This window comes from Rhodococcus sp. UNC363MFTsu5.1, from assembly GCF_000686785.1.
GTDB classification, from domain to species: domain Bacteria; phylum Actinomycetota; class Actinomycetes; order Mycobacteriales; family Mycobacteriaceae; genus Rhodococcus_G; species Rhodococcus_G maanshanensis.
In genome coordinates this window covers 1-23303 of record NZ_JMLO01000032.1, presented here as the reverse complement: position 1 = coordinate 23303, position 23303 = coordinate 1, and the positions used below count along the sequence as shown (strand labels likewise).

At 70.1% G+C, this 23303-nt stretch carries 22 protein-coding genes; 14 read left to right on the top strand and 8 right to left on the bottom strand.

What is annotated here, in order from left to right:
• Entirely contained in the window at nucleotides 1–978 is a 978-nt protein-coding gene (locus BR31_RS0121555; protein WP_027502792.1) for an isopenicillin N synthase family dioxygenase, read from the top strand.
• Between the two features lie 157 nt (nucleotides 979–1135).
• Nucleotides 1136–2161: a beta-ketoacyl-ACP synthase III gene (locus BR31_RS0121550; protein WP_027502791.1), complete on the top strand. Its 1026-nt coding sequence runs from the start codon at nucleotides 1136–1138 to the stop codon at nucleotides 2159–2161.
• A 93-nt stretch (nucleotides 2162–2254) separates the two neighbouring features.
• Here BR31_RS0121550 and BR31_RS0121545 read toward each other — a convergent pair whose 3' ends face one another.
• The 5 genes from BR31_RS0121545 to BR31_RS0121525 all read right to left on the bottom strand — a co-directional run bounded on the left by BR31_RS0121545 (nucleotide 2255) and on the right by BR31_RS0121525 (nucleotide 7480).
• Entirely contained in the window at nucleotides 2255–2767 is a 513-nt protein-coding gene (locus tag BR31_RS0121545; protein WP_231496645.1) for a hypothetical protein, read from the bottom strand.
• Between the two features lie 326 nt (nucleotides 2768–3093).
• Nucleotides 3094–4821, bottom strand: coding sequence for an Ig-like domain-containing protein (locus BR31_RS0121540; protein WP_027502789.1), 1728 nt, complete (start codon nucleotides 4819–4821; stop codon nucleotides 3094–3096).
• Nucleotides 4822–4856: 35 nt separating this feature from the next.
• Nucleotides 4857–6590 (bottom strand): Ig-like domain-containing protein, encoded by a 1734-nt coding sequence (locus BR31_RS0121535; RefSeq protein ID WP_027502788.1) that lies wholly within the window; start codon nucleotides 6588–6590, stop codon nucleotides 4857–4859.
• Between the two features lie 222 nt (nucleotides 6591–6812).
• Complete coding sequence (locus BR31_RS0121530; RefSeq protein WP_027502787.1) at nucleotides 6813–7016, bottom strand: cold-shock protein; 204 nt, start codon at nucleotides 7014–7016, stop codon at nucleotides 6813–6815.
• 122 nt (nucleotides 7017–7138) lie between these two features.
• Nucleotides 7139–7480 (bottom strand): hypothetical protein, encoded by a 342-nt coding sequence (locus BR31_RS0121525; RefSeq protein ID WP_027502786.1) that lies wholly within the window; start codon nucleotides 7478–7480, stop codon nucleotides 7139–7141.
• Nucleotides 7481–7629: 149 nt separating this feature from the next.
• Between BR31_RS0121525 and BR31_RS0121520 the strand changes: the two genes are divergently transcribed.
• From BR31_RS0121520 to BR31_RS0121485, 8 genes are all read left to right on the top strand, one after another.
• A complete protein-coding gene (locus BR31_RS0121520; RefSeq protein ID WP_156042579.1) occupies nucleotides 7630–7875 on the top strand; it encodes a hypothetical protein in 246 nt (81 codons plus the stop codon).
• Between the two features lie 16 nt (nucleotides 7876–7891).
• On the top strand, nucleotides 7892–10006 hold the full coding sequence (locus BR31_RS0121515; protein ID WP_027502784.1) for a DNA/RNA non-specific endonuclease: 2115 nt from the start codon (nucleotides 7892–7894) through the stop codon (nucleotides 10004–10006).
• Nucleotides 10007–10036: 30 nt separating this feature from the next.
• On the top strand, nucleotides 10037–11266 hold the full coding sequence (locus tag BR31_RS29660) for a zinc metalloprotease (protein ID WP_081830628.1): 1230 nt from the start codon (nucleotides 10037–10039) through the stop codon (nucleotides 11264–11266).
• 14 nt (nucleotides 11267–11280) lie between these two features.
• Nucleotides 11281–11592: a hypothetical protein gene (locus BR31_RS0121505; RefSeq protein WP_027502783.1), complete on the top strand. Its 312-nt coding sequence runs from the start codon at nucleotides 11281–11283 to the stop codon at nucleotides 11590–11592.
• 209 nt (nucleotides 11593–11801) lie between these two features.
• A complete protein-coding gene (locus BR31_RS0121500; RefSeq protein ID WP_027502782.1) occupies nucleotides 11802–12413 on the top strand; it encodes a hypothetical protein in 612 nt (203 codons plus the stop codon).
• 158 nt (nucleotides 12414–12571) lie between these two features.
• On the top strand, nucleotides 12572–13216 hold the full coding sequence (locus BR31_RS0121495) for a TetR/AcrR family transcriptional regulator (protein ID WP_037177680.1): 645 nt from the start codon (nucleotides 12572–12574) through the stop codon (nucleotides 13214–13216).
• Nucleotides 13217–13218: 2 nt separating this feature from the next.
• Entirely contained in the window at nucleotides 13219–14877 is a 1659-nt protein-coding gene (locus BR31_RS0121490) for an FAD-binding dehydrogenase (RefSeq protein WP_231496643.1), read from the top strand.
• The gene (locus BR31_RS0121485; protein ID WP_027502779.1) at nucleotides 14874–15674 is read left to right on the top strand and encodes an SDR family oxidoreductase; all 801 of its coding nucleotides are present in this window, start codon (nucleotides 14874–14876) and stop codon (nucleotides 15672–15674) included. The genes BR31_RS0121490 and BR31_RS0121485 overlap by 4 nt, the downstream gene beginning before the upstream one ends.
• 52 nt (nucleotides 15675–15726) lie before the next feature.
• Here the strand turns inward: BR31_RS0121485 and BR31_RS0121480 are convergent, their stop codons facing one another.
• The gene (locus tag BR31_RS0121480) at nucleotides 15727–16296 is read right to left on the bottom strand and encodes a TetR/AcrR family transcriptional regulator (RefSeq protein WP_027502778.1); all 570 of its coding nucleotides are present in this window, start codon (nucleotides 16294–16296) and stop codon (nucleotides 15727–15729) included.
• Nucleotides 16297–16387: 91 nt separating this feature from the next.
• On the opposite strand from BR31_RS0121480, the gene BR31_RS29655 reads away from it, so the two are divergent.
• Nucleotides 16388–16801 (top strand): nuclear transport factor 2 family protein, encoded by a 414-nt coding sequence (locus tag BR31_RS29655; RefSeq protein ID WP_051637631.1) that lies wholly within the window; start codon nucleotides 16388–16390, stop codon nucleotides 16799–16801.
• Nucleotides 16794–17801: a zinc-dependent alcohol dehydrogenase family protein gene (locus BR31_RS0121470; RefSeq protein ID WP_027502777.1), complete on the top strand. Its 1008-nt coding sequence runs from the start codon at nucleotides 16794–16796 to the stop codon at nucleotides 17799–17801. The genes BR31_RS29655 and BR31_RS0121470 overlap by 8 nt, the downstream gene beginning before the upstream one ends.
• Here BR31_RS0121470 and BR31_RS0121465 read toward each other — a convergent pair.
• Together BR31_RS0121465 and BR31_RS0121460 are read right to left on the bottom strand one after the other, a co-directional pair.
• A complete protein-coding gene (locus tag BR31_RS0121465; protein WP_027502776.1) occupies nucleotides 17791–18186 on the bottom strand; it encodes a RidA family protein in 396 nt (131 codons plus the stop codon). The two genes, BR31_RS0121470 and BR31_RS0121465, sit on opposite strands and share 11 nt — an antisense overlap.
• 40 nt (nucleotides 18187–18226) lie before the next feature.
• On the bottom strand, nucleotides 18227–19261 hold the full coding sequence (locus BR31_RS0121460) for an NADP-dependent oxidoreductase (RefSeq protein ID WP_027502775.1): 1035 nt from the start codon (nucleotides 19259–19261) through the stop codon (nucleotides 18227–18229).
• A gap of 170 nt (nucleotides 19262–19431) precedes the next feature.
• Here BR31_RS0121460 and BR31_RS0121455 point away from each other — a divergent pair, with 170 nt between their 5' ends.
• Both BR31_RS0121455 and BR31_RS29650 read left to right on the top strand, forming a co-directional pair.
• Nucleotides 19432–22716 (top strand): AfsR/SARP family transcriptional regulator, encoded by a 3285-nt coding sequence (locus BR31_RS0121455; protein WP_027502774.1) that lies wholly within the window; start codon nucleotides 19432–19434, stop codon nucleotides 22714–22716.
• A 68-nt stretch (nucleotides 22717–22784) separates the two neighbouring features.
• Nucleotides 22785–23156 (top strand): hypothetical protein, encoded by a 372-nt coding sequence (locus tag BR31_RS29650; RefSeq protein WP_156042578.1) that lies wholly within the window; start codon nucleotides 22785–22787, stop codon nucleotides 23154–23156.
• Nucleotides 23157–23303 lie beyond the last annotated feature (147 nt).

Genomic DNA, 23303 nt, shown 5'->3' with positions numbered 1-23303 from the left:
ATGTTGCCGGTGGTCGACTTCGGCGAACTGACCAGTGCGCGGGGGCGACTGGCGTTGCGCCGGGCGACGCACGAGCTCGGTTTCTTCTACCTGACGGGGCACGGCGTGCCGAGGGTGCTGATCGACGAGGTCCTCGATGTGGCCCACAGATTCTTCGCGCTGCCGGTCGAGGAGAAGATGTCGATCGAGATGCTCGGTAGCCCGCATTTTCGCGGCTATACCCGGCTCGGCGGTGAACTCACCGAGGGTCGCACCGACTGGCGGGAGCAGATCGACATCGGGCCCGAGCGCGCGGCGATCCCCGATGCGGTCGGGTACTGGAATCTGCAGGGGCCGAACCGCTGGCCGAAGGCGCTGCCCGAGCTGCGGGAGACCATCATCCGCTGGGACGCCGAACTGTCGCGGCTCGGCCTGGAACTGTTGCGGGAGTGGGCGGTCTCGCTGGGTGCGAGTGCCGACGTGTTCGATCCGGCGTTCGTGACGGACCCGGCGACCCTGATCAAGGTGGTGCGCTATCCCGGTCATCGCGTCGGCGAGGTGGCGGACCGGGAGGGCGACCAGGGTGTTGGTGCACACAAGGATTCGGGCGTGCTCACCCTGCTCCTGGTCGAGCCGGGGTCGAGCGGATTGCAGGTGGAGGGGCGCGACGGTGGTTGGATCGACGCCCCGCCGCTGCCGGGGGCCTTCATCGTCAACATCGGCGAGCTGCTCGAGGTGGCCACCGCGGGATACCTGAGGGCAACCAGGCATCGGGTGCTCTCGCCGCCCGGATCGCCCGAGCGGATCTCGGTGCCCTACTTCTTCAACCCCGCGCTCGACGCGGTGGTGCCGGTGCTGACGCTGCCCGCGGAGCTGGCCGGCCGGGCGCGCGGGGTCAGCACCGACCCGGGCAACCACATCTTCGACACCTACGGTGCGAACGCGTGGAAGAGCAGGGTGCGCGCGCACCCGGACGTGGCAGCTCGCTGGGGGTACTGAGTCGATCGGACGCCCATGTGAGCGGTTGTGTACTGCATCACCATTGTGGGCTATATCACCGTCCAGTTGGTTTGGGCGCTACGGTGTCGAGCGAGGAGAGTTCGTGGGTTTCGCCCGAGCATCCCGAAGCGGAACTTTGAACAAGAGGAGATAGACCATGGGTGCAGTGATCGCGAACTCCACCGAAATCCGTAACACCGCCATGCTCGGACTCGGGGTGCACCGACCCGAGCGCGTGGTGACGAACGAGGAGATCTGCCAGTCGATCGACTCGACCGACGAGTGGATCCAGTCGCGCACAGGGATCAAGGAGCGGCGGTTCGCGAAGGCCTACCCGGAGGAGTCCGTGCTGGACATGTCCGAGTCGGCGGCCCGGTCCGCGCTCGCGGCCGCGGGAGTCGAGCCGGCCGAGCTCGACGTGGTCATCCTGGCCACGTCGACCTACCCGATCCAGACGCCGCAGGGCGCGGCGATCCTCGCCGACATGCTGGGCGCAGGCGGCCCCTCGGCCTTCGACGTCGCCGCCGGGTGCGCAGGCTTCTGCTACGCCCTTGGGGTGGCCTCGGACCTGGTCCGGGCGGGCACCGCGAACAAGGTGCTGGTGGTCGGGGTCGACCGCATGACGGACTCGACCGAGCCCACCGACCGCTCGGTGCGGGCCATCTTCGGTGACGGTGCGGGCGCCGTGGTGGTCGGCGTCTCCGACGAGGTCGGCATCAGCTCGACGGTGTGGGGCTCCGACGGCGCGCAGGGCCGCTCGATCCGGCAGGAGCCGGACTGGGTCGGCTTCGCGCAGAACCCTGCGCAGAAGCGCCCCTGGATCATCATGGAGGGCACCGCCGTCTTCCGGTGGGCTGCATTCGAGATGGGCAAGATCGCCAAGACGGTTCTGGACCGCGCAGGCCTTCGGATCGACCAGATCGACGCGTTCGTGCCGCACCAGGCGAACCTGCGCATCAACGACGTGATCGTCCGGTCGATCGACCTCCCCGAGGGCGTTCCCGTCGCGGACGACATCATCGAGACCGGCAACACCTCGGCTGCGTCGATCCCGCTCGCCATGGAGAAGATGCTGCGCACCGGTCAGGTTCAGCCCGGTGCGACCGCGCTGCTGCTCGGGTTCGGCGCCGGCCTGTCCTACGCCGGCCAGGTCGTCAAGATGCCTGCGCTGGCCGAGAGCTGATCGAGGCGGGGGCACACCCCGCGCCCGGTAGGGGGCATCCTCACGCGAATTCGTGTTGGGGGTGCCCCCTGCAGTCGTCTGCTTCGGGTCAGATCAGGGCGCGAACTTCCCGACGGCGTCGAGGTTGGCGAACACCTCACCGGCCGTGACGAGGTTGGCGCCCGCCGTCTCGTTGAAGGCCTGCGCGAAGTACGGGGTGAAGCGGAACGGCCAGTACGTGGGGCCGATCCCGCCACCGTGCGGCGTCATGAGCGTCGGCATCATCTCGCCGATGTTGTAGGTGGCCACCATCCTCTCGCCCTGGGCGACCCCGTTGACCTTCACGGTCCCGTAGGCGCCGTCCATCCGCAGCCAGATGTTCTCGACCGAAACAGAGTTCCCGGTCTTGCCGACGAACCGCGGCCCGCCGGGGTAGTACACACCCATGCACGCGTCGACATAATTGGTGTGCGAGCCGATCGGCAGATAGAGACCGGTCTTCGCGGGCTTGGCCTGGAACGGCGTGATGCCTTCGACCGCGATCTCGTTTTGGTTCAGCAGCCCGACGATTCGCGGGGGGAAATCGAAGTTGGCATATCCGAACGGCGTGAAGTACGGCATTCTCATGCACTCGGCCTGAGCGGAAGCCAAGGGCGCCTGAAGAGATAGCGCCAGAACCAGGGCGATCGCCCCGGCGACCGCTCCTACAAACGCACGAAAGATACGCATCTCTGCTCCAATCTTCGTGATTGTTCGGCGTGGTGCCGGGCGACAAGTAGCGCCAACCAGCGCCAAAAGCCTCAGATGATAGGTTACGCGCCCCGAATCTGGCATCAAATCGACATTTTTCTCCCGGCCGGCGCATCGGCAGGGCCGCGAACAGGCCCGCAGTACGAGAAACGGCGGGTGCGTCACCGGAAGGCGACGCACCCGCCGTGGGGCGAGCGGTTCGATCAGGAGCCGAAGATGCTGCCCGCCGAGCCGCTACCGCCGCCGGGGGTGCCAACTGCGGTCACGTTGACCACGTGCGCGTCCGAGGTGGAGCCCAGGAATCCCGCCGCACCGCTGTAGACGGCGGTGATGCCGTGCGCGCCGACGGTGCCGAAGGCGTGCGACAGCGTCGCGGTGCCGTTGGCAACCGGCATCGGGGCGCCGATCGCGGTGACACCGTCGAAGAACTGCACGGTGCCACCCGCCTGGCTCGGCGCCACGGTGGCGGTGAGGGTCACGGCCTGGTTCTGGGTGGCCGGGGTCGGGGCGTCCAGCGTGGTGCTGGTGGCCGTCTCGTTCGGCGCCGGGACGGAGACCGTGATGGTCTTGGCCGCCGCCGTCGAGGGGGCCGAGCCGGGCGCACCGCTGAACGAGGCGGTGATCGAGTGGCTGCCTGCGGAGTCGAAGGTGTGCGCCAGAGTGGCCACACCCCCCGCGACGGTCACCGGGGCGCCGATCGGGGCGCCCCCGTCGAGGAACTGCACCGTCCCGCCGTTCGGCGCGGGCGCGACGGTCGCGGCCAGGCCGACCGACACCCCGGTCTTCGCGTGGGTGGGCGTGGTCAGCACGGTGGTCGTGTCGACGGTGGCGACGCTGACCTCGACCGAGCGCGGCGCCGAGGTCGAGGGCGCGAACCCCGGTGCGCCGCTGTAGACCGCGGTGATGGCGTGCGCGCCCGCGGCTGTGAAGGTGTGGCTCAGGGTGGCGGTGGCGCCGCTGAGGGCGATCGGTCCGCCGATGTTGTCGTCGCCGTCCTTGAACTGGACAGTGCCGCCCGCGGGGGCGGGGCTGACGGTGGCCGTGAGATCGACGGCCGCGCCGGTGTTCGCGGTCGCAGGCGCGGCGACCGCGGTGGTGGTCGTCGCGTCCGGCGGGGCGGTCACGTTGATCGTGGCCAGCGGGCCTGCGCCCGCGTTGAGCGGGACGCCGCTGCCGGGGTCGGTGCCGTTCTTCGGCACGCACCGGGTGGCGGACCAGTAGGACACCGAGAACACCGGGTCCTTCTCGCGGACAAGAGAGGTGAAGAAGTTCTCGTCGGCCTTGTAGTTCGCAGCCGCCCCGGTGGTGCGGAGCTTCGGCGTCACCACGGATCCGGCCGGGCCCGCCACGGCCGTGACCTCGATCGCAGGCAGTCGGTACGAGGTGTCGCCGGAGCCCGCGTTCACGACGATGCCGCCCTCGGCGCCGTCGTTGGCGGCGGGTCCGTTGCCAACGGTCTCGTTGTTGCCGGACAGGCGCAGGATCGTGCCCGTGGCGGAGGGGCTACCGTTCTCGGCCACCCGGGTGACCGTCGGCGCCGACCCGGCGAGGTTGACCCCGGTGCCGGGAACCACGGTGGCAGAGACGAACTGGGCGCCCGCGGGGATCTCGTAGTCGAACTTGATCCTGGACACGCTCGAACGGATGCGGAGGTTCTCGCCGTTGCGCGCCAGCGTCATCGTGTCGGGCTGAAGGCGGTACGTGAAGGTCTCGCCGGTGACGACGCTTGCCGGTGCCTCGACGGTCACGCCGGTGCTGATGGACTTGTGGGTGTTGTCCAGCAGGCTCTTGAACTTGCCCCAGCACGCGGCGTCGAAGCCGGTGGTGGTCGGCGCCGCGGAGGCCGGGGTGGCCAGTAGCAGTGCGCCCGCGGTCAATCCGGCGGCCGCGAGGGCCGCCGCACCGCGGCGCAGGGGGGTGGGGGATGTCAAAACAACTCCTGAGGGGGTGGGTCTAGGGGGTGTGATCAGGAACCGAACGGGCTGCCGGCGGATCCGCTGCCGCCCGGGGTCCCTGCGGCCGAGGCGGTCACCGCGAAGGGCGAGGACGTGGAGGCCACGAATCCCGGCGCCCCGCTGTAGACGGCGGTGATGCTGTGCTCGCCGGCCGAGGTGAAGGTGTGCGACAGGATCGCGGCGCCGTTCACCACGGTCACGGGTCCACCGATCGCGGAGGTGCCGTCCATGAACTGGACGGTGCCGCCGGCCGGGGAGGGGGTGACCGTCGCGGAGAGGTCGATCGGCTTGTTGACGGTCGCGGTGCTCAGCGCGGTCACCTTGGTCACCGTTGCCGTGTCGGTGGGAGCGGGGGCGTTCACGTCGATGGTCTGCGAGGCGGAGTTCGACGCCAGGAATCCGGCGCTGCCGGAGTAGGAGGCGCTGATGTTGCGGTGCCCGGTGGTGGTGAAGGTGTGCGCCAGGGTGGCCACGCCGCCCACGACCTCGACGGGTGCGCCGATCGGGGTGTTGTCGGCCTTGAACTGGACGGTGCCACCCGTCGGGGCGGGCGCGATGGTCGCGGAGAGACCGACGGCGGAGCCCGTGGTCGCGGTGGCGGGGATGGTCAGGGTGGTAGCGGTGGCGACGTCGACGGGGGCCGGGCCCTGGACGTCGACGGTCGCGACCGCGGAGGTGGAACCGGTGAAGCCGGTCGTGCCGCTGTAGACCGCGGTGATGGAGTGGGCGCCCGCGGTGGCGAAGGTGTGGCTGCGGGTGGCGTTGCCGCCTGCGAGGTTGACCGGTGCGCCGATGTTGGTGTCGCCGTCCTTGAACTGGACGGTGCCGCCGCTCGGGGCGGGCGCGACGGCCGCGCTGAGGTCGATCGCGGTGCCCGTGGTTGCGGTGGCGGGCGCGGTCACGGTCGTGGCGGTGGCCACGGCGGCCGCGACGACGTTGACGGTGGCCAGCGGTCCGCCGCCGGCGTTGAGCGCGCCACCGCTGCTGTCCTTGGGCACGCAGCGGGTGGGCGCCCACACGGTGCCGACGAACGGGGCGCTCGCCTTGGCGAGGGAGGTGCTGTAGTTCTCGTCGCTGTTGTATCCGGCGGCGTTCCCGCTCACCCGCAGCTTCGGGGTGATGGTGCCCGCGGCGCCCGCCACGACCGTGACGTCAACGGCGGGCAACTGGAAGACGCTGTTGCCGCCGGAGTTGCTGGTGCCGTCGAGGTTCTTCTTCAGCTTGGGGGCGGTGATGCCGCCCTCGCTGTTGCCGCTCGAGGACGGGCCGTTGCCGATGGTCTGGTTGTCGCCGGAGAGGCGCAGGATCGGGCCGGCGGCGTCGACGGTGCCGGAGGTGCTCACGCGAAGCACGTTCGGGGCGACCCCGCCGAGGTTGGCGCCGGTGCCGGCCGCCACGACGGCGTTCACGAACGTCGAGTTCGCGGGGATCTCGAAGTCGAACTTCAGCCGTGACAGTCCGGCGGTGGTGCCACCGGACTGGGAATCCGGGTAGGAGCCGGGGCCCGGCTGGATCCGGTAGGTGAACGTCTCGCCGGGCGCAACGGTCGCAGGCGCGGTCACCGAGGCCGACGCCGCGACAACCTGATGCTGGGGACCGGCGAGCGAGGTCGACGGCGTGGCCTGGCATGCGGTCTGGAAGTTGACGGTGCCGGCGTGCGCGGGCGCGCCGATGAGGGCGAGTCCTGCGGTCAGGGCGAGGACGCCGACGGGCGCCACGGAGCGGCGCAGGGTTGAGCTAGGCATGGTGACCCGGTCTTTCGGAGAGGGGGGTGAAACCAAAGATCCGAGTAGAGCACAGCCGGGTCAGCGAGGTGACGAGAATGAGTGAAATGATTGAACGTTTGTCCAGTCCCCTGGTTGGGGGCCGGGCCAGGAACGCCGAAGGGCGCCTCCGTGAACGGAGACGCCCTTCGGAAGGTCTGACGGGTCGCGCCGTGTGGCGCGCGCCCGGAGACTTGAGTCGCTTTAGACGGTGCGAACGCCGGTGGCCTGGGGGCCCTTCTGGCCCTGGCCGATCTCGAACTCCACGCGCTGGCCCTCGTCGAGGGACTTGAAGCCGCTGCCCTGGATCTCGGAGTAGTGAACGAACACGTCGGGTCCGTCACCGTCCTGCTCGATGAAGCCGAAACCCTTTTCGCCGTTGAACCACTTCACGGTGCCTTGTGCCACGTTATTACTCCTGTTACTGCGAGCCGGATCCTCAGGTCGAGAACCCTGGTCTCGAGTAAAGGATGCCACCTCGATGCCGCTCCGTCTACGGCGGGGAGTACTTTGTGGGGTTCTGAGCGCTCCTATCGGGGTGCCGGGCGCCTGCTTCCCACGAACTCGAGGGCCTCCCTGGCCAGCGAGATCCACGTCCGGTCGTCGTCCATGGTGACCGTCAGCCATTCCCTCATCGGCTGCCCCTTGCCGGCCTCGAACGTCCCGCCCATTCCGCTCCCGACCAGGGCCTCGACCCGGGCCCTCGGTAGCTTGACCACCAGTCGGCCGCCCGTGAGCATGGCGAAGATCGAGCCGTTGACCTTGAGCGCACCCGATCCGAAGCCCCGCCGGGTGCACTGTTCGGGCACCGTCACGCCCGCGAGGCCGGCGAACTCGTCGACCAGCGCGGTGAAGCGCTCCTCGGGGTCCACGAATCAATTCGACCGCGTTCGAAGGCCCCGCGCAACCCTGCCCGGCATCGCCGATTCGAGTAGTCGAGTACTCATGTGATATGGGTCGCGCGCCGGGAGACTGAGTGGTGGGCCCGCATGATCGAGGGCCGTTCCACGCGGAGAGCGCCATGAAAGACATAGCCGTGCTGTTGCCGGGTGGCACCGAGTCCGCGACGGTCGAGCTCCTGCCCCTCGAGTCGACCTTCTCCGACGGTGTGCCGCCGGACTTCTTCGCACCGGGAACGCGCCGTCCGTCGGCGACCGTGGACGGGCGCGACGACCGCCGATCGCGGCGGCACTCGAGCGCAGCGACCGTGCCATGGCAGGGAAGGACGCCGGTCGAACCGGGAGCAGATCGGCACGGCGGGGCGTGAGTCGAAAGGAATCGTGATGACGATCGTTACTCCCCGGCCCCGGGGAGGACAGGAAAGTGGCAGTGCCGCAGGGTATACGGGGACATTCGAAACGGAGCGCAGGCGACAGGCCGAGGCCGCCGAGCGGCGCGCGCGAGAGCGGGCCCCGCAACGGGGCGAGCACGTGAGCGTGCTGTCCGGGCCCGGCGGTGTCGCCGCGGCGGACACTCCCGAGCGCATCGCGAAACGGCTCGACCGGCTTAGCCGTTACTACGCCGGTGAGGAGCCGTCCGCACAGCCGACGGCTGACCCGCCGGAGGCCGTGGTCGAGGAGGCGCTGAACCGGATCAGTGACGTCGCCGACGTCGACGGCAGCGCCGAGGTCGTGCTCGAGAAGATCATCAACACAGCGGATTTCGTCGGTGTCCGGTATCTCGACGCCGGTGTGGCGGCGTCGCGCGCCGTCTGTCGGGTGGTCATTCGCGATGGGCGCGGGATCGACCAGGGCTTCGGGACGGGGTCGCTCGTCTCGCCCGCGCTGATGCTGACCAATCATCACGTGCTGCCGAACGCGGACACGGCCCGCAACAGTGTTGTCGAGTTCAACTTCCAGGACGGCATCGACGGCAAGGAACTGCCGAGGCAGACCTTCCCGCTCGACCCGGGAGCCTTCTTCGTCGCGGATCGTGAGCGGGACTTCGCCCTCGTCGCGGTTCGCGGCAGGCCCGAGTTGCTCGCGCCGTTCGGCTTCAACCGGTTGATCGAGTCGGAGGGCAAGTCGATCATCGGTGACTTCGTCACGATCGTTCAGCACCCAGGAGGAGCCAAGAAGCAGATCGCTCTGCGCGAGAACCGGATCGTGGACGTTCCGGAACGGTTCCTGCACTACTCGGCGGATACCGAACCGGGGTCTTCCGGATCTCCGGTCTTCAACGACCAATGGGAGGTCGTCGCCCTGCATCACGCGAGCGTGCCCGCCCCGGCGCACACCGAGTTCGGTGGTGTCCTCAACGAGGGGGTGCGGGTCAGCCGGATCCTCCAGCACCTCCGCGGCCTAGACCTGCCGCCCGCGTGGCGTCGACTCGTGGACGAGGTCATTGCCGCCGAACGGGTGGAGCGGGTGACCCCGGCGGAGGACCTGCCGATGTCCGACGCCACAAGGCGGGGGCAGAGTTCCCGCGAGGGCGAGGTGACAGTGCAGATTCCACTCGAGATCACCGTGCGTGTCGGTGCCTCCCGAGGCGACACCTCGCAGTCCGTGACAGGCGGATCGCCGCCGATTGCCGTCGGCGGATCGTCGATGCAGGCCGTCGGCGCCGAGCCGGAGGCGATCTCCATCGACCCCGACTACCGCAACCGCGGTGGCTACGACGCGGGGTTCCTGCGCGTACCGCTGCCGCTGCCAGAACACGGCGGGGCGCTGGAGGCGGTCGCCTCCGCGGAGCTGCGCTACCACCATTTCAGCGTCGTCATGCACCGGACAAGGGCGCTCGCGATGTTCACCGCGGTGAACATCGACGGCAAGCAGTCGCAGGACCTGCGGCGCGAGAGCGACCGCTGGATCCTCGATCCCCGGCTGCCCGCGAACCAACAGACCGGTGAGGCGGTCTACCGGGACAATCCCCTCGACCGTGGGCACCTGGTGCGCCGGCTCGACCCGGCCTGGGGTCCGTCCGCGAAGGCCGCGAACGACGACACCTTCCACTTCACCAATTGCTCTCCGCAACACCACGATTTCAACGCGGGCAGCACACTCTGGCTGGGGCTGGAGGATTACATCCTGAACAACGCCGACAACGCCGACATCGCGGTCAGCGTCGTGTCGGGGCCGGTGCTTGCGGCCGACGACCCGCACTACCGCGGGGTGTCCCTGCCCCGGCAGTTCTGGAAGGCCGTTGCCATGGTCAGGCAGGACGGTGAGCTGTCGGTCACCGGCTACCTGCTGAGCCAGGCGGCCCTGCTCGAGGAGTTCGCGGAGGGGGAGGAGTCGTTCTCGTTCGGCGCGTACCGCACCTTCCAGGTCCCGGTCCGGCGGATCGTCGCGTTGACCGGGCTCGGCATGGACGCGTACGTCGCGGCCGACCCGCTCGAGCGGATCGAGGCAAGCGCCCTGCCGAGGGAACTGATCCGCCCCCAGGACCTCATTCTCTGAAGGTCAACGCCCACAAAGGAGTTCATCGCCATGACAAGCAACGATCCCAGTGTCGGATTGCCGACCCGCCGCAAGTGCGGAGCGATGGAGGTGCACCGCAGGTTGCTGACCGAGTCGGAGTCGTACCGCATCGCGCGCTCGGAGATCGAGAATCAGACGATCGAGTTGGAGTCGACCGGTGCGGCCGCGGCCCGCGGCCTCGCCAGGATTCCGGTCGTCGTGCACGTGGTGGCGCACACCCAAGAGCAGAACATCTCCGATGCGCAGATACAGAGCCAGATCGAGGTGCTCAACCGGGATTTCCGTGCTGCCAACGCGGACGTGTCGACGGTGCCCGCCGTCTTCGAAGAGCTGGTCGGTGACGCGCAACTCGAGTTCTTCCTCGCCACCGCCGACCCGCTGGGGCGGCCGTCAACCGGCATCACCCGCACCTCGACGAACGTCGCCGCATTCGACCAGGGCGACGGCGTCAAGTTCGTCGAGAGCGGCGGGGCCACCGCGTGGCCGGCCGAGCGCTACCTGAACATCTGGGTCTGCCAGCTCGCGGACGGACTGCTCGGCTACGCACAGTTCCCCGGCGGCCCGGTCGCGACCGACGGCGTCGTCATCACGCACACCGGCTTCGGCACCGTCGGCACCGCGGCGGCCCCGTTCAACCTCGGCCGCACCACCACCCACGAGATCGGCCACTATCTCAATCTGTTCCACATCTGGGGTGACGACGGCACCGGCTGCCGCGGCAGTGACGAGGTCGACGACACGCCCAACCAGGCCGGTTCCAACGGCGGCATGCCGACCTTCCCCAGGGTCACCTGCAACAACGGCCCCAATGGGGACCTGTTCATGGACTACATGGACTACACCCACGACGCGGGGATGGTGATGTTCACCAAGGGGCAGGTCGCCAGGATGACGGCGTGCCTGGACGGCGTGCGCAGCCAGTTGTGGACCGAGCGGCACGAACCGGAACCGCGGCTCCCGCGAGTGGAGGCACCGGCAGGCCAGGCGTCTGCCGTCGGAACCTCCGCGTCCGCCATCGGTCAGCCGACGGTGGTCACCAGCCCTTCCGGTCGCATGGACGTGTTCGTGACGGGTACGGAGGGCGCCGTCCACCACAAGTGGTGGGACGGCTCCGGGTGGCGCCCGTCGCAGGACGGCTGGGAGTCGCTCGGCCGACCCGAGCCCGCCCCCCGAGCAGCCTGGCACCCGGGCGACGGTGAGGTGGCGGCCGCACCATCGGAAATGTCGGCCTCCACGTAGGCGCGGAGTACGGCATGACGGAAGTCTGTGGACGATGGGGCCATTCGTTCGAGGAGGACCACGACGGAATCCGGGTGTACCGGCCCGCCGGGTTCGACTTCCCGCGGGCGCGTGGCCGCGACGGGATCGAGTTCCGCCCGGACGGCTCCTACGTCGACTGGGCGATCGGCCGGGGTGACGCCACCGACGCCCGGGACGGGACCTGGGAGTCGAGTACCGAGAACGAGCGCCTCGAGGTGACCACGGCGGCAGGCGAGCACCGCGTCGTCCGGGTGGTCCGGGTCGACAAGGACCGATTGGAGCTGGATATCGGTGATGCACGGTGATCGTGGCCGGTTCATGCAGGCAGCGGACCGTCTTGCGTCCGGCCGGTCCGGTCGATGACTGCCCTTGCGCCCGGCGGGGGCCGGGCGAAGGATTGAACCCGTAGTGGCCGCCGCGCGGGCCGGGTGGTGCCCGCCGATCGGTGGACCGCGTCGGTCGGTCACCGGGATCCGTTGGGCCGGGGCCCATGCTCCGGCTCGAGGAGGCAGAGATGTTCATCCAAGTCGTCCAAGGAAAGGTGTCCGACGAGGAGGGTCTACGCCGGTGCATGGACCGGTGGGCGGAAGAACTGCAGCCGGGGGCGACCGGCTTTCTGGGCTCGACCAGGGGAATGTCCGATGACGGGACTTTCATCGTGGTGGCACGGTTCGAGTCCGAGGAGGCGGCCCGCCGCAACAGCGAGCGCCCCGAGCAGGGCGCCTGGTGGGCCGAGACGGAGCGCTGCTTCGAGGGCCCTGTCTCGTTCATGGACTGCCCTGAGGTGACCGAGTGGCTCGGCGGCGGCTCGGACGATGCCGGATTCGTGCAGATCATGGAGGGCCACACCAGCGACGCGGGCCGGATGCGGGAAGTGCTGACGCAGGCAGGCGACCAGGTGCACCAGCTGCGCCCGGAGATCGTCGGCGGAACCCTCGCCACCGACGACGGTGGCGGGTACGTCGAGACCATCTACTTCACGTCCGAAGCCGAGGCGCGCGCCCACGAGAAGATCGAGATCCCCGACGACCTGCGCTCGCTCTTCGAGGAAGAGGGCCGGCTGATGGGGGACGTGTCGTACTTCGACCTGCACGAGCCGATGCTCGTCACCGCGCGGCGGAACTGACGAATCCGAACCGCGGCGAAGCCCCCGGACCTGCCGGGGGCTTTCGTCTGCGGGCACCGACCGATTCCCGACACGGGCGGCGGCGAAACTGATACGGTTTCGCATCGGATGCAAGAATGTATCGAACTGCCCCGCGGTGAGTCGGGAAGGAGCGGCTGATGCGACTGGACGGCACGGCCGAGTCCGCGACGCCGAAGCGCGTGACGAAACGCCGCATCCAGACGCGGGAGCGCCTGCTCGACGCCGCGCTGCTCGTCTTCGCCGAGGAGGGCTTCGGGCGCTCGACGGTCGAGCAGGTCTGCGAACGCGCCGGCTACACGCGGGGTGCCTTCTACTCGAACTTCGCCTCCCTCGACGAGCTGTTCCTGGCGATGTGGGAGCAGCGATCGGCACAGATGCTCGCCGACCTCCGCGAAGCGGTGTCGGGCGAGTACACCGGGGAGTCGGGTGAGCTCGGTGTGGTGGAGTCCACCGCGCGGATTCTCGACGCGATCCCGATCGACGACCAGTGGTACCGGATCACCGCGGAATTCACCGCGCACGCCCTGCGAAACCCGTCGCTCAAGCGGGTGATGGCCGCCAGGGAAGAGGCCATCCTCGCCACGATCCTGCCGATCGTCGAAGCGGCACTGGCGCGGGCCGGGCGGCGGGCGACGGACCCGCAGGCCCTCGGTCGGGCGTTGGTGGCCGTGCACGACGGGACCACCGTCCAATGCCTGATGGAACCAGAAAGTGACACCGTCCGACGGGCGCGCACGAACCTGTTCGTGAGCGTGCTGCGCAACTACAGCGAGGAAGTGTGAATGTGAACGCCGATGTCATCGTGGTGGGGGCGGGCCTGGCCGGACTGGTGGCCACCCACGAGCTCGTGAAGGCCGGACGCCGGGTGCTGGTGCTCGACCAGGAGAATCGCAACAACCTTGGTGGACAGGCATTCTGGTCGCTCGGCGGCCTGTTCTTCGTCGATTCTCCCGAGCAGCGCAGGCTGGGGATCAAGGATTCCCACGAGCTGGCGCTTGCAGACTGGATGGGATCGGCCGGATTCGACCGCGAGCGCGAGGACCACTGGCCCCGGCAGTGGGCGCGCGCCTACGTCGACTTCGCGGCGACCGAGAAGCGAGAGTACCTGCGTGAGCTCGGGCTCAAGGTCGTGCCGACCGTCGGGTGGGCCGAGCGTGGCGGCGGAAGCGCGGCCGGGCACGGCAACTCGGTGCCCCGGTTCCACCTCACCTGGGGCACCGGGCCTGAGGTCGTGCGCATCTTCGCCGAGCCGGTTCTGGAGGGCGAGAAGCGAGGCCTGGTCGACTTCGAGTTCCGGCACCAGGTCGACGATCTGATCGTCGAGGACGGCGCGGTCGTCGGCGTCCGGGGGACCGTGCTGGAGCCGACGGACCTCGAGCGGGGCAAGGCATCCTCGCGAACCGCCGTGGGCGAGTTCGAGTTCCGTGCCAAGGCGGTGATCGTCACGTCCGGCGGCATCGGCGGCAACCACGAGCTGGTGCGCAAGAACTGGCCGACCGAGCGCGTCGGCCCCGCGCCGGAGACGATGATCTCGGGCGTGCCGGCGCACGTGGACGGCCGGATGCTGGCCATCACCGAGAACGCGGGCGGAAATATCGTCAACCGCGACCGCATGTGGCACTACACCGAGGGCATCGTCAACTGGGACCCGATCTGGCCGAACCATGCCATCCGCATCATCCCGGGCCCGTCGTCGCTGTGGCTCGACGCCACCGGGCGCCGGTTGCCCGCGCCGAACTTCCCCGGCTTCGACACGAACCAGACGATGAAGGCGATCCTGGCGACCGGGCACGACTACTCCTGGTACATCCTCACCCAGTCGATCATCGAGAAGGAGTTCGCGTTGTCGGGCTCCGAGCAGAACCCTGACGTCACCGGCAAGGACGTCAAGCTGCTGCTGCGCAGCCGGCTGGCCAAGGGGGCACCCGGTCCGGTCGAGGCGTTCAAGCAGCACGGCGTCGACTTCGTCGTGGCGGACAACCTGCGCGAGCTGGTCGACGGGATGAACAAGATCGCCCGCGGCCCGCAGCTCGACTTCGATCAGGTCGAGGGTGAGGTACTCGCCCGAGATCGCCAGTTCGACAACAAGTTCGGCAAGGACCTGCAGCGGATGGCGATCACCAACGCGCGGCAGTACCGCAGCGACAAGCTCACCAGGGTCGCCAAGCCGCACCGGCTGCTCGACCCCGAGCACGGACCGCTGATCGCGGTGCGCCTGAACATCCTCACCCGTAAGACTCTCGGTGGGCTCGAGACCAACCTGGACTCGCAGGTGATCCGCGCCGACGGCGAGCCGTTCGAGGGGCTGTACGCGGCGGGCGAGGTCGCCGGCTTCGGCGGCGGCGGGGTGCACGGCTACAACGCCCTCGAGGGGACCTTCCTCGGCGGCTGCATCTTCTCCGGACGCGCGGCGGGCCGGGCGCTGGCGCGGGAGCTGGCGTGACCGGCACGCGCACCGCGCTGGTGACCGGGGCGTCCTCCGGTATCGGCGCTGCGGTGGCGAAAGCTCTTGTCGGCCGGGGGTATCGGGTGTTCGGCACCAGCAGGAACCCCTCGTCGATCAGCGACCCCATCGCCGGCGTCGAGTACCTGGCCCTCGACCTGACCGACCCGGCGAGCATCGAGGCGTGCGCCGCAGCGGCGGGCGAGGTGGACGTCCTGGTCAACAACGCCGGGGAGAGCCAGAGCGGGCCGATCGAGGAGCTTCCGATGGAGGCGGTCGAGCGGCTCTTCCAGACCAACGTCTTCGGTGCGGTCCGGCTCACCCAGCTCGTGCTGCCCGGGATGCGTGCGCGCGGGTACGGGCGGGTCGTCATGGTCGGCTCGATGCTGGCCAGTTTCCCGTTGGCCTACCGCTCGTCCTATGTCGCCACCAAGGCGGCGATCAAGGGCTTCGCGACCGCGGCCAGGCGGGAGGTCGCGCCCTACGGCGTCGGGATCACCACGGTGGAGCCGGGGTCGATCAGCACCGGCATCGGCGAGCGCCGCACCCACTACCTCGCCGACGGATCGCCGTACACGGACGAGTACCGGACCATGATCGCCGCGCTCGACGCCAACGAGCGCGCGGGCATCACCGGGCAGAAGGTGGCCGAGACCGTCGTGAAGGCGATCGAGGCCGACCGGCCCAAGCAGCTCTACGCGGTGGGCAGCAACGCCCCGCTGACCTTCGCCCTGCGCCGCGTGCTGCCGCGGACGATGGTGGAGAAGCTGGTGGCGCGCCGCCACGGATTGCGCTGAGCCGCAACCCGTCACGGCGGTTCGACCGCCGTGACGGGTGCGAGCGGCGGTCCTAGCGCGGGACGTCGAGGATCTGCCCGGCCAGCTCGCGGGCGGAGGCCGCGGGGTCGGTATCGGGCCGGGTGACACCGGCCGCAAGCGTGCCGTCGATGAGCAACAGGAACTGATCGGCCGCGTGCGCGGGCCGCGGGTGCCCGAGGGCGACGAACTCCGCTTCGAGGAGCCGGTGCACGCGCTCGCGGTAGGCGCGGGTGACGGCGTGCCCTGGATGGTCGGGGTCGGCCAGCGCCAGGTCGGCGGCGAGATAGCGGCAGCCTCGGAAGTCGGGCTGGGCGATGACCTCGGCGAGCCTGTCGAGGATGGCCAGCAGGCGATCGCGCGGGTTCTCGCCCGCGGCGCGCATCGTCCGCTCGTAGTCGGCCTCGTCCTCGGCGGTGCTGCGCTCGAGCACGGCCGCGATCAGCCCGTCCTTGCCGCCGAAGTGCTCGTACAGGGAACGCCGCGCCACGCTTGCGGACTTGAGGAGCGTGTCGACGCCGACGCCCATGCCGTGGCTGTAGGTCAGCTCCTGGGCGGCGTCCAGCAGGCGCTCTCGTGGCCCTGGTGTGGTGCGGGTGCTCATGAGACCAGCCTTCCAGGTGTTGACGGGTAGATCAACCGTTCTATATATTCCGAGGAGACCGAACGTTCTATCTACTGATGGGATTGTCACCATGTCGCTCCGCACCACCACCGATGTCATCGATCTCTTCAACCAGGCCTTCATCGACGCCGACCCCGGGCTGCTCACCGACCTGATCGGCGAGGACTGCGTGATGGAGTCGGTCCAGCCGGCCCCGACCGGAGAACGCGTCGAGGGCCGCGTGGCCTGCCTGGCCTGGTGGGGAGCGCTCGTGGCGGACCGTGCCACCCAGTTCCTGCCCCAGGAGGTGGTGGTGGCAGGGGACCGGGCGACGATCCGCTGGCGGTACCGATTCGGCGACGGCCCCGCCGACTGGGTCGAGGGGGTGAACCTCATGCGGGTCCGCGACGGTCTGATCGTCGAGGCGCTCGGCTACAGCAAGACCGCGGGCGAGGTTCCGCTGGCTGCCGATGCCGGACACCGAACGGAGAGCGCCGATGCGTAGCTACCACGTCGACGAGGGGGCCGGGATCGACGGCCTGAAGATCCGCAGGCACGACGTCCCGGTCCCCGACCAGGGACAGGTCCTGGTCGCGGTGCGTGCCGTCTCGCTCAGCTACCGCGAGCTGCTGGTGCTCCGCGGCGACTACGTGCTGCCCGTGAAGCCGGACGTGGTGCCGGTGTCGGACGGGGCGGGCGAGATCGTCGCGGTCGGACCGGGGGTCCGCGCGGCCCGGATCGGTGACCGCGTCGCGGCCACCCTCTTCCCGAGCTGGCAGGACGGGCCGTTCGGGGCCGAGCACCTGCCGCAGCGGGGCGGCTCGCTGGACGGCATGCTCACCGAGTTCGTGGTCCTCGGCGAGGACGAGTTCGTCCCGGTCCCCGAGCATCTGTCCTTCGAGGAGGCGGCGACGCTGCCGTGCGTCGCGGTCACCGCGTGGAACGCCCTGACCGGTGACGGGATCGGCCTGCGGGCCGGGCAGACCGTGGTCGTGCAGGGATCGGGCGGGGTGTCGCTGTTCGCGCTCCAGTTCGCCAAGGCGCTCGGGGCCCGGGTGATCGCCACCACCAGCGGCCCGGCCAAGGCCGCCCGCCTGACCGAGTTCGGTGCCGACGCGGTCATCGACTACCGGGCCACGCCCGACTGGGCGAGCGAGGTCAGGGAGCTGACCGGCGGGCGAGGCGCCGACCGCATCGTCGACGTCACCGGATTCCTGGAGCAATCGCTCCTGGCGGTGGCGACCGCGGGTCATGTCGCCTGCGTGGGTTTCGTCTCCGACAACGCACCGCCGCCCCTCGACGCCCGGGTGTTGTTCGCCTCCGGTGCCACGGTGCGCGCGGTCGCGGTCGGGAGCCGCGCGCAGTTCCTCGCGATGAACCGCGTCATCGAGGCGAACCGGATCCGCCCGGTCGTCGACAGCGTGTTCGCCTTCGACGACGCGCCCGATGCCTACCGCCACTATGCCTCGGGCGCGGCCTTGGGAAAGGTCGTGGTCAGTCTGTGACCGCGACGGCGTCGATCTCGAACTGCATGTCCGGGAGGGCGAGCGCGGCAACCCCGGTCAGCGTCTGGGTCGGCGGCCGGTCACCCCATATCTCGCCGATCAGTCTGGCGACGACCGCGAGCTTGTCGGCGTCGTGGTCGACGATGTGGGTGCGGAGGGCGACGACGTGGCGGTGGTCGAGACCCGCCGCGGCCAGCGCGGTCCGCAGGTTCGCCAGCGACCGTTCGACCTGGTCGGTGAAATCGGGTGAGGTGACGTGGCCGTCGCCGTCGGAGGCGTACTGGCCGGCGATGAACACCACGTCTCCGCGCGTGCGGGCGACGTGGCTGTAGCCGAATCCGACCGGGTTGTGCAGGGTCTCGGGGTTGATGATCGAGTGCGACATCGCAGGTCCTTTCGGGGGAGTGGTCCGGTGAGGGCGGGGATCAGGCGCCGAGGCGGACGAGCATCTTTCCGGTGTTCGCCCCGCGCAGCACACCCATGAAGGCGGCGGGAGCCTGCTCGAGACCGCCGACGACGGTCTCCTCGGTGCGCAGGGTCCCGTCGGCGAGCCAGCCCGCGGCCAGGGGGACGTACTCCGGGAACAGGTGGAAGTACGAGCCGATCAGCAGGCCCCGCAGGGTCAGTTCCTTCGCGGCGGCCTGGAACAGGTTGGTGGGACCGGGGGCGGGTGCGGTGTTGTTGTAGGTGCTGATCGCGCCGACAAGGGCGACTCGGCCGCCGACCCGCGCCGACCCGATGGCCGCTTCGAGATGATCTCCGCCGACACTGTCGAGGTAGACGTCGATGCCGTCGGGGGCCGCCTCGGCGAGCCCCTCGCCCAACCGGCCGTCTCGGTAGTCGATCGCGGCGTCGTAGCCGAAGTCGGTGATCAGCTTCTTCGTCTTGATCGGACCGCCTGCCGATCCGATCACCTTGGCAGCGCCCAACTTCCGTGCGATCTGGCCGGCGACCGATCCCACCGCTCCTGCGGCCGCGGAGATGAAGACCACGTCACCTTCCCGCACCGGCGCGACCTCGGTCAGCGCGGCATAGGCGGTCAGGCCGGTCGTGCCGAGCACCCCGAGGTAGGCCTGGGCGGGCGCGATCGTGGTGTCGATGACGGTGGCGTCGGCCGCGTCGAGGACCGCGTACTCGCGCCATCCGAGGAAGTGGGTCACCGTCGCGCCGACCGGGATCGACTCCGACCGGGAGGCGACGACCTCACCGACCGCGCTGCCGTCGAGGGCGGCACCCAGCTGGAACGGCGGGATGTACGACTCGGCATCGTCCATGCGGCCCCGCATGTACGGGTCGACGGACATCCAGGTGTTGCGGACCAGGATCTGGCCCTCGCCGGGCTGGGGCACGGCGACCTCGACGAGTTCGAAGTTGTCCGGCCCTGGCTCGCCGACCGGGCGGGAGGCGAGGTGGATCTCACGGCCGGTGAGCGGGGTGGCGGCGGTCTGGTTCGCGGTCATGAGTCTCTCTTCTCTTGGTCGGTGTTTGTTCGCGTCGAGGCGGTTGCCGGTTCCTCCGGCCTCGCTGGAAACCACTGTGCCGACGGGCGCGCACGAACCGCGCACGGTTCGCTGGGGGGTCACGCACGGCGAACCATGAGAGGCCCGATCCGCTGGGTTACTGTGGCCGAATGCGCTTCGGGGTACTCGGTCCGCTCGCGGTGTGGACCGCCGACGGCGCCTCGGTGCGGGTCCCCGAGGTGAAGGTTCGTGCCCTGTTGACGGACCTGTTGGTGCACCACGGACGGCCGGTGACGGCCGCGCGGCTGGCCGACGACCTGTGGGGTGGGGACCTCCCCGGTAACCCGACGAACACCCTGCAGACCAAGGTCTCCCAGCTGCGCCGGGCCCTCGAGAGCGCGGAGCCGGGCGGCCGGGACCTGGTCGGGTACAGCCCGCCCGGCTACCTGCTGCGGGTCGACGCGGACGCCGTGGACGCGGGCCAGTTCGTCGCGCTGACCGCGCGGGCACGCGCAGCCGTCGATGCGCGCGAGCGGGCCGGGCTGCTCGCGGAGGCGCTGGCGCTGTGGCGGGGACCCGCCTATGCCGACTTCGCCGACGAGGGATTCGCGCGCGAGGCGGCCACCCGCCTGGAGGAACTGCGGCTGACCGCCCTCGAGGACCACGCCGAGGCCCGCCTCGAGCTCGGCGACCACGATCTGCTGGCCGACCAGCTGGGCCCGTCGGTCGCCGCCAATCCGCTGCGGGAGCGCCTCCGTGCCGCCCACGTCCGGGCCCTGTACCGGGCCGGCAGGCAGAGCGAGGCGCTGGCGAGCTACGGGCAGTTGCGGGAGGTGCTGGCCGAGGAGCTCGGTGTCGACCCCGGCCCGGACCTCGTCGCCCTCTACCACGCGATCCTGGACCAGGACCCGGGTCTCCATGCGGCACCGACTGCCGGGCCGCGCGCCCGCGACAACCTGCCCGCCGCGCGTAACGACCTGATCGGCCGGGCCGGGGAGCTGGCCGAGACCCGGGATCGGCTCGCCGGCGCCCGCCTGGTCACGTTGACCGGACCCGGCGGGGTGGGGAAGACGCGCCTGGCGCTGGCCGCGGCCGAGGCGTCGGCCGAGGGCTTCCCCGACGGGGTGTGGCTCGTCGAGCTCGCCGAGCTGCGCAGGCCGGCCGCTCCGGAGTCGTCGTCCACCCGCGAGGTGGCCGCGGCAGTGGCTGTGGCGCTCGGGCTCCGCGATGATGCGGCCGCCGGTCCACGCCCTGCGATCGAGTCCGCCGACCCGGCGAACCTCCTCGCGGGTGCACTGCGATCGAGGCGGTCGCTGCTGGTGCTGGACAACTGCGAGCATGTGGCGGACTCCGTTGCAGCGCTTGTGGATCTGCTACTGCGTCGCGCGCCCGGGCTTCGGGTCCTGGCCACCAGTCAGGAACCACTGGCCGTCGAGGGGGAGGTCCTGCTGGCCGTGCCCCCGCTGCACCTGCCCGACGTCGATTCCGACGCGGAACTCACGGCCGTGGCACGCTCCTCCGCCGTGCAGCTCTTCGTGGCGCGCGCCGCGGCCGCTGCCCCCGGGTTCACGCTCGACGCCGGGAACGCGCGCAGCGTCGCCGCGATCTGCCGCCGTCTCGACGGCATCCCGCTGGCGTTGGAGCTGGCGGCGAGCCGGGTGCGCGCGTTGGGGATCCACCAGCTCGCCGACCGGCTCGACGACCGTTTCCGGTTGTTGTCCGCGGGCAGGCGGGGCGCCCCGGCCCGCCAGCAGACCCTGCGGGCGGTGATCGACTGGAGCTGGGGCCTCCTCGACGAGCGGGAGCGAATCGTGTTGCGCCGCCTGGCGGTGCACGCGGGCGGGTGTGCCCTCGACGCCGCGGAGGCCGTGTGTGCCGGTGTCGGCGTCGACACCGTCGAGGTGCTCGATCTGCTGAGCCGTCTGGTCGACCGATCGCTCGTGGTGGTCGCGGACGACGGAGCGGAGCCGAGGTACCGGCTGCTCGAGTCGGTTGCGATCTACGGCCTCGAGCAACTGCACCAGTCCGGAGAGTATGAACAGGTTCGGCTGCAGCACAACGCATTCTATGCGGATCTTGCCGAACGGTCGGAATCGCGACTGCGGGACGGAGGCCAAGAAGCGAGCCTGCGCCGACTCGACGCCGAGGCGGCCAACGTCCGTGCCGTGCTCGACGGCGCCGCGGAGCACGGAGACGTGGACCTCGCGCTGCGGATCGCCGATGCGATGGCGTGGTACTGGTTTCTGCGCGGCAGGTTGTCCGAGGGGCGCCGGGCGCTCGACGCGGCGCTGGCGGTCCAGGGGGATGCCACGGCCGCCCGTGCCGCCAGGGCGGGCGCCTGGCTCGTCGGGTTCTCGATGCTGGTCGGCGAGGGCGCCGGCCTGGCGGAGCGGAGCCGGGCGGCGTTGCGGGCCTTCGACGGTACCGACGATCGCGGCGGGCGGGCGCGGGCGCAGTGGTTCCTGGCATACGTCTGTCTGCGGCTGGGCGCGCTGGACGTGAGCTCCGAGCTGATCAACCCGGCGATCGGGACCTTCCGTGAACTCGGCGATCGTTGGGGCATCGGGGCGGCGGAGCACGCCCGAGCGACCGCCGCACTGTTCCGCGGCGAACTCGACTCGGTCGGGCATCACGGCGCTGCGGCCGTGGCCCTGTTCGAGGAGTTGGGGGACGGATGGGGTCGGATGCAGGCCACCGACGTGCTGGCCGCGCTCGCGGAGATCGCCGGGGACTATCCGGAGGCCGCCCGCCTGCACCGTGAGGGGATCGGCCTCGCCGAGGACCTGCACCTGTGGGTCGATGTCTCCTACCGGCTGTCTGGACTCGGTCGAATCGCTTTGCTCACTGGTGATTTCGATGAATCCATGGACCTGCACGAACGGGCGATGCGCGTCGCCGCGGAACAGTCGCACCGGTTCGCCGAGCAGTTCGCCGAGGTCGGGCTCGCGCTGGTGGCCCGCAGGCGGGGCGATCTGGATACGGCCCGCGGGCATCTCCAGCATTGGCTCGCGTGGAATCGGCGACTCGAGGCCGCCCAGGGCGTCCCGTTCTACGGGGTGGTGCTGATCCTCGCCGAACTGGGCTTCAACGCCGAGCAGCGTGGCGAGGTCGAGGAGGCGTTGGCGCTGCACCACGAGGGACTCGCCGCCGTCCGGGAGACCGGCGACCCCCGCGCGATCGCCCTGGCGCTGGAGGGGATCGCAGGCGCGCACGCGTTGGGCGGCCGCCCCGAGCTCGCGGCGAGGCTGCTGGGAGCCGCCGCCGCGGCCAGGAGTTCGGTGGGGCAGCCGCTACCCGAGGCCGAGCGCGGCGACGTGAACCGGATCGAGGCCCTGATCCGGGACACCGTGTCCGAGGACGTGTTCGCCGAGGAGTTCGAGCGCGGCGCCGCCCGCGGGATCGGCGATGTCCTGGGCGATCCCGCGCTCGCCGCCGGGCGCGCGACGGTGCGGTAACGGGGCCCGGTTCCCGGCCGACAAACATACTGTCCGTGCTGTTCCACCTCTCCGAGAGGCAATCGACGATGAACCGCACCCTCCTCGCCGGGTCCTGCGCCCTGGCCGTCGGTCTCGGAACCCTGCTGGCCCCGGCCGCTGCGGCCAGGGGGCAAACTGGGCCGGAGATGTATCCGTGCAGCGATCACTTCGTGGTGCCACTGGACCCGCAGGCCTGGACCACCGACAAGATGGTCGTCATCAGCCCGTACGGCACCGATCGCATCTCCTGCGGCTCGTGGCACGGGTTCTTCTCTGTGGTGCAGGCCGATCCGCAGGGCAAGGTGCACGTCCTGCAGAACCTGCTCGCCGCCATCGCGTTCATCGGCTCGGGCTCGGGCTCCGGGGCCGAGTACGGGGGCGGGTACGAGGCCGGCAAGGTCTACGTCTGGCAGCCGTAGCTCACCCTATTGCTATCGAACGCATGTTCGAGTAGGCTTCGAGCATGGATCTCGGCGAGATGCTCTCCGCGCCACAGGATGTGGCCGCATGGCAGCTCGCCGACGCCGACCTCTTACGGCTGATTCCCGAGTTGTCCCTGCGGATGA